The organism is Psychroserpens mesophilus (genome assembly GCF_050617655.1).
Taxonomy (GTDB): Bacteria; Bacteroidota; Bacteroidia; order Flavobacteriales; family Flavobacteriaceae; genus Psychroserpens; species Psychroserpens mesophilus_A.
The window spans coordinates 1-6,089 of record NZ_JBODQC010000021.1; the positions used below are offsets into that span (position 1 = coordinate 1).

The 6,089-nt window shown below is 31.0% G+C and carries 6 protein-coding genes; 1 reads left to right on the forward strand and 5 read right to left on the reverse strand.

Translation table 11 applies throughout. The features are described 5' to 3' along the window. Positions 1–461: 461 nt before the first annotated feature. Both ACRHNM_RS16045 and ACRHNM_RS16050 read right to left on the reverse strand, forming a co-directional pair. Entirely contained in the window at positions 462–1,316 is an 855-nt protein-coding gene (locus ACRHNM_RS16045; protein ID WP_431137657.1) for a hypothetical protein, read from the reverse strand. Positions 1,317–1,473: 157 nt separating this feature from the next. Continuing rightward, the gene (locus tag ACRHNM_RS16050) at positions 1,474–2,274 is read right to left on the reverse strand and encodes a DUF6090 family protein (RefSeq protein ID WP_431137659.1); all 801 of its coding nucleotides are present in this window, start codon (positions 2,272–2,274) and stop codon (positions 1,474–1,476) included. A 222-nt stretch (positions 2,275–2,496) separates the two neighbouring features. Between ACRHNM_RS16050 and ACRHNM_RS16055 the strand changes: the two genes are divergently transcribed. Then, the gene (locus tag ACRHNM_RS16055) at positions 2,497–2,721 is read left to right on the forward strand and encodes a hypothetical protein (protein ID WP_431137660.1); all 225 of its coding nucleotides are present in this window, start codon (positions 2,497–2,499) and stop codon (positions 2,719–2,721) included. Here ACRHNM_RS16055 and ACRHNM_RS16060 read toward each other — a convergent pair. The 3 genes from ACRHNM_RS16060 to ACRHNM_RS16070 form a co-directional block, all read right to left on the reverse strand. Next, a complete protein-coding gene (locus ACRHNM_RS16060) occupies positions 2,670–2,963 on the reverse strand; it encodes a hypothetical protein (protein WP_431137661.1) in 294 nt (97 codons plus the stop codon). The genes ACRHNM_RS16055 and ACRHNM_RS16060 overlap by 52 nt on opposite strands. Before the next feature lie 170 nt (positions 2,964–3,133). After that, positions 3,134–4,120, reverse strand: a complete 987-nt coding sequence (locus ACRHNM_RS16065) for a type I restriction enzyme HsdR N-terminal domain-containing protein (RefSeq protein WP_026811204.1) — start codon at positions 4,118–4,120, stop codon at positions 3,134–3,136. 221 nt (positions 4,121–4,341) lie between these two features. After that, positions 4,342–5,925 carry a hypothetical protein gene (locus ACRHNM_RS16070; RefSeq protein ID WP_431137662.1) on the reverse strand — a complete coding sequence of 528 codons (1,584 nt, stop codon included), beginning with the start codon at positions 5,923–5,925 and terminating at the stop codon, positions 4,342–4,344. Between the last annotated feature and the right edge of the window lie 164 nt (positions 5,926–6,089).

The window sequence follows — 6,089 nt, forward strand, 5'->3', positions numbered from 1 at the left end:
AAGCTAAACTCAAGTTTTGCTTTTACCATTGATAGCGAAAAGTGTTTATAAAACTCTTTGTAGCATTTATCCTTTGATTAAGAAATTCCGAAAGAGTAGGATTCCGATTAATTTGATTTTAATATAATAGTTGATTTATATAATACTTTTTGATGTAGAAGTTTTTCCACAAACCAGCTCAAAAATCCGTAAGAGTAAAATTCTAATATTATTAATATTAAAATTAATTGATGAATAATTAATTTCTTTTTGATGAAAAATAAATTTCCGAGTTTGAGTAAGTAAATCCGATAATTATAAATCTTAAAAACTTTTTATGTTAGGAGTTACGATTTTCGGAGCTATTGTTACTAACTTGTTTGTGTATGATTTGTGCGGCTGAGAATCCGCAGGATTTTCAGATGCAGCAAATCAGTTGTTTAAATATAAGATTTTTAATTGAAGTAGGATGTGAGCATTAATTATACACGTTGTTGTAACCAGTATTTTTTTCTTAATTTATTTAGTTTCTCTCTTTTATCACTCTTATATTCATAATTCTCAGAATAATAATCGTCTAGATATAATTTGAGATTGTCCCAATTTGAGAAGTTCTGATAGTCTTTGTCTGAACGATAAGTTGGTTTTACCTTTAAATTTCCAACTTTTTCAAAATCGGTGTCTGAGTTTTTGAAGTGTTGTGCATAGTACCAACTAATTTGTCTTTCTGGTTTAAATTCTTTATTTATTTGCTGTTCAAGTCTAAATAAAATATTTGCGTTTTCAAAGTTCTTTTCAGTTGGTTTGTCAGACATTTTTATATCAGTTATAGCAATTAAATTAAGTCCAAATTCCGATTCTTTTTCTGCTTCGAGTACGAAAGCTCCACAGAATTCTCCATCAATTAATTTAAAGACTAAACAATCTCCTTTTTGAAATATCGCTCCTCTTAATTTTTTGACTTTTCTTTTTCGAGCTGTCTTTTTTTCGGTAGATAGTTTTTCGAGAAACTTGTCCAATACTTTTCTCCGTTTAATTAAATCCGATTTTGAGGCGTCAAGTTCTTTCCATAATTCAATATCCTTTTCGGATTCAACAATGTCTTTAATTCGATTGTAGATTTTCGGGTCAAGAGCTTTACATTCCCATTGAGATTTTGCTATGGTAATCCAAAAGTTATTTTGGTCTTCGTGAGAGTTAATCAGCTCTTTGTTTTCTTTGATTAACTTTTCGGTTATAGCAGAAACTTCCATTCCTTGATTGTATAATTCAAAGAATTCATAATTGATATCTTCGTAAATATCATTTGAAGAAATTCCTGTTCCCCAAGTTCCCATAGGCGTTTTTCAATATTGGTTACAACCGTGTTGTGTATGGCTAGTTGCGTTGGCAGGAACTAAGTTAGCAAAAAGAAACGAACCATTAGGAAAATCCGCTAGGATTTTCCGAGTACACACTGACTAGCAATTAGTTATACACGTTGTTGTGCTTTCGTTATTTTTTGAGTTCTTTATTTATTAAATCGATAATTTTTTCAATTTTATACTTTACACCAATTGATTGGTCATTCGTATAAGTAGTATTCACAATTATACTACTAAGATAATCTTCAAAGTCGGGATGTTGTAATAATTCTGTTGGGTCACTCGGTTTAAATAACTCCTTAAGTGATTTCTCTTTGCTAAAAGTTATTTGGGAAACTTTCTCTCTAAACTTTTCGTCATCAAGAAACTCTATATTCAATCGTCCAATTTGGTAATGTTCAATCAAAAAAGGATAAAACCTTTCTTCTACCAAATTTACCGTGATGATTTCTTCTTCTTTTAATTCGCTTAAAGAGCTGGGAAAAGCAGAAATATTTTTTCGGATTTCAGAGTTAGAAAGTAGGTAGAGCTTTCCAGAATTCGTTAATTCATTGCTTACACTCAATTCAGGGTCAAAGGTCGGCCGAGTAATTGTTCTTGAAATATGTCTATCAAGACTGTCAATATTAATTGATGGACTTTTTGTATTTCTATAATTTAATAATTTGATGGATGATGCTAAAATTTCATTACGTATAAATATTTTACTATCAATTTGATTTAAATTGCTTTTGTATTCTTCTAAAAGCTGAGTTAAAATTTGCTTTTCTTGCTTACTATTCTGAATGCTTTGATTCCAGTTATTAATCTGTAATGCAATCAAAATTCCAATGACAACAAGTACAATTTCTCCAACTGCGTATAATAGATATTTACTGAACTTGTTTTCAGTCAGCATCTTTTGACGAATTTTTCTAAAGAATTTTATCATTAGTTAATGGTTGGTCATAATGACGCACAACGTGTTTGTATAAGCGCAGTAAGGGTTTGGGCGCAGATACTTTCGGTTGTGTATTGTTTTTGCTGTTTACTTTTTCTTTGGGCTAAACAACTTCTCCCTTATTGCGTTTATACGGTGTTGTGTACCGTTTTTATTTTTCCGATATTGCTTTTATTCCAATTTGGTTTCTTATTTTAGTCAAAATATTTTATTATGCCAATTAAAGTTATTAAAAAATATGCTGAATTAAAACCTGAATATGATTTATTAAAACTTTTTATGTTACGTACTTCAAACGAGGCTTTGGATAAGTTCGAGGAAGTTTATACAAATTCAGCTCACAACGAACCAACAGGTAAAACATTAATCGTCACACTTGAGATAACTCAAGATAATGAATTTTTAAGAAGTTTCTCTTGGATAGGTGATTCAGAATAGTTGATGTCAACAAAGCTTGTTAAAAGTCCTTTACAAAAGTCCTGAACATCTTTTAATTCCATTTCTGTAAGGTTTAAGCTTTTATTTAATACTTTCTTTTTTAAGTTATGAAGATTAGCTATTAGCCTATGATTCTGTTCCGCTACTTTTGAGGTATCTTTTAAGTCCTCTTTTGTTGGTTCATTTGCTAATATACCTTCATATTTCTTAAAATAATTTTCTAATTCAATTGTGTTGTCCATAGTCTTTTCAAATGGTACACAACGGTTTTGTATAAGATTAGTTGCGTTGTTTAAGCACCTAATTTAGCAAATACAAACCGAATAGAAAATCCGCGAGGATTTTCGTAAGTAGGCTAGAACCAAGCAATTAATTTTATACGTTGTTGGCAACTGGCTTTTCTTTCCGATTTCTATTTATCAATCGAAACTAAAACTTTTTCAATTCCGAGTTTTTGCCATTCTCCATTTCTGAATTCTGGTCTAGACCTTAAATTTCCTAAAACTCCTGAAGTTTCTCTAAATCTATTTGCATTCCAAACTTTTTGTTTAGAAGTTCCGTTTTTATAAAATGTCGTTATATACGCAGTTTTGGTCAATAAAAGTCTCCTTTTAAATTCATATTCAGTTGACGGATTTAATTCAATTGGTAAAATACCATTTGAATAATCAACTATTCTTTGTTTAGAAAACTCTCTTTTTGGTAATTCACTTTGCTTTGGTAGAGCATTTTTTGCTCTAATCTCAACTGTTAGATTTTCCAAAACGGATTCAATTAATTCTCCATCGTATTCGTCAAGAAAATCTTGTTTTATAAGTTCCAATATTATTGCTTGATAATTTTCGTCGAGTAGTTTTTTCGTGAGTTCTTTATGCTCTTCTCTGCGATTTAATTTTTTTAGTCCGTTAAGAGTGAAATTCCGCAATGATTCTTGGTTAAAATTTTCTTTTGCAAATATTTCGACGAATTTTAATCCTTTCTCATTATCCTTTGTGAACTTTATTGTTTCTAAAAGGATTGGGTCTTCTTGTTTTGCCAAATCTCCATCGTAAAAAATTTGGATTCCTTGTCCGATTAAAATTCCGTATTCTAGTTTTAACTGACGCATATATGAAAATAATTGTTGCTGAAACCTTGAATTAAGTGGAATGTTTGGTTGTTTAATTTCAATCACGAACAATTTTCTATTATCGGAATCTTTTATAACAAAATCAGGCGTAATTCTGTTAGCAGCACCAACTTGAAAGGAAGGTCGAATTTCAATATCTCCAGAATATTCTTTCCAATCCAAAACTCTTAAAGCTTGGACTACGTTTTGTTCAAAATCACTTTCGCTAATATCAGTCCGAATGTTGTCGGATAATAAAAAGCAGATTTCATTCCATTTTTCGTTGTTCATTTTCGGTTTTCTCGGTTTTTTCAGCTTGTTGCCAACGGTTTTGTGTATGGCTCGTTGCGGGAAATCCGCGAGGATTTTCCAACGTAAACCAAAGATAGCAAAATTGCAATGAATTCCGATTAGGAATTCAGCCGCAATGAGCTATACACATTGTTGTGTGTAGTTTTATTTATAAAATAGAAGTCAAATAAAATAATTCTAATTATAGAACATTTTGTATACTAATCCAATCTATGCAGCTCTATAGAAAATGAGCTGTCATTTGCGTAAAATATAGTATCATTTATATTTGTGACAGGAAATGAATTGGTTACACTCCAAAAATTATTAGTTAAATTTAAGGTATTACTTGAAGCATTATAAGTCATAGTATAACTCCAACTATCTGTTATATCTTCATAATTAGTGCTGCCAGGTGTTCCTGAAAGCAATACTGAAGTACTTTCTCCGTTGGCATCTAAAGTAATTAGTGCCTCATTATAAGGATTATAAACATCATTATACCAAAGCATATACCATTGACCCTCATAATCAAATATTGGGACACATTCAGTGACTGTATTGCCTAAAACATTAAAACATCTATCCTCTAATGGTTCAGAAAGCCCCCATTGGACACCATAGATGGTTGTATTTGCTCCATTAGAAATAACGCCAAAAGCAGTATTTATAAAGTTCCATTGGCCTAAAAATTTATGAAACCAACCTTGCTCAAGATAAACAACATCTGCACAATTATTAATCATACTGTCTAGGCTTCCAATTGTAATGTCTGCTACTGTATACAAGATAGTTCCTATACTTTCATTACCGTTAATTCCAGTTGCATTTTGAATTAAATTATTACAGTTATTTATAATAGTTGTTTTACAGGTTGAAACGTTTAGCCCAGGAATCAATGTATTCAATAAATTATAGGAAAAATTACCCAAGTTTTCATAAAATGCTTCATCATGCTCTACACTGCCGTCATCAGATCCAGGTTTTCCAGTTCTAAATTTAAATGTATAATCTCCATCTTCTTCTGGAAGGGTGTAATTATAATCTATTGGATTTCCAATTGAGCCTCCTTCTCCAGTGTTAAGTTGGTTTACGGAATTAGGCACAATCTGTACACCTTCGACGACAATCTTTTCAATCCTAGTGTTTCCGTCATAAACTCCAATAACTGTTGAATATGCCTTCACGCTATTGTTAAAAATAAAGTTTCTACCTGCATTATTCATGTCAACTGGAAGTTCATTTTGTTCTTGTGCAGATCTGTTTGAAGAAGATTCATAAATTTCAGTAACCGCATTAATCAGGGAGTTATTGGATTGGTCAAAAAGTGTACCTCCTTCTATTAGAACTTGTTCAATTTCAGTAACCAATGTATTGAAATTATCGTCTGACAATATATTGTTTATCATATTAAGTTTTGCTTGTTCAGATATGTCCAATAAAGTTGGTGACATCATTATTAAAGCAAGTGCTGTCGTAGTAGATGTAATATCGTTATTTCCGGCTTGAGGATATTTATATCCAATTAATACAACTTCGTTATTTGTATTTGTAACATATAAAGAAGTGTAATCTCCAAAAACATCTAACTCAAAAGCCGCCTCTGAAACAATACTTTCTGCAGATGATGATAAAACCGTAAGGCTATTGACATTCAAATTACTATCCTGTGGTAGAATGATATGCCCTATTACTTTGTTAGGTAGAACGTTACTAGAATCATTAATTTCATCATCTTTTTGGCAACTTATTATGAAAACAAATGTTATTAAAATTAAAACTGAAATTTGTAGAAGCTCTTTCATTATCTATAAGTTATTGGTTAATAGTTTGTTAAAAGTATAAAAAAATAATTTATTTAAATACCCAATAACAGGTAATTTCGAGTCAAAATTACACACAACGTGTTCGTGTTATGGCTAGTTGCGTTGGCAGGAACTAAGTTAGTAAAAAGAAACGAGCCATTAGG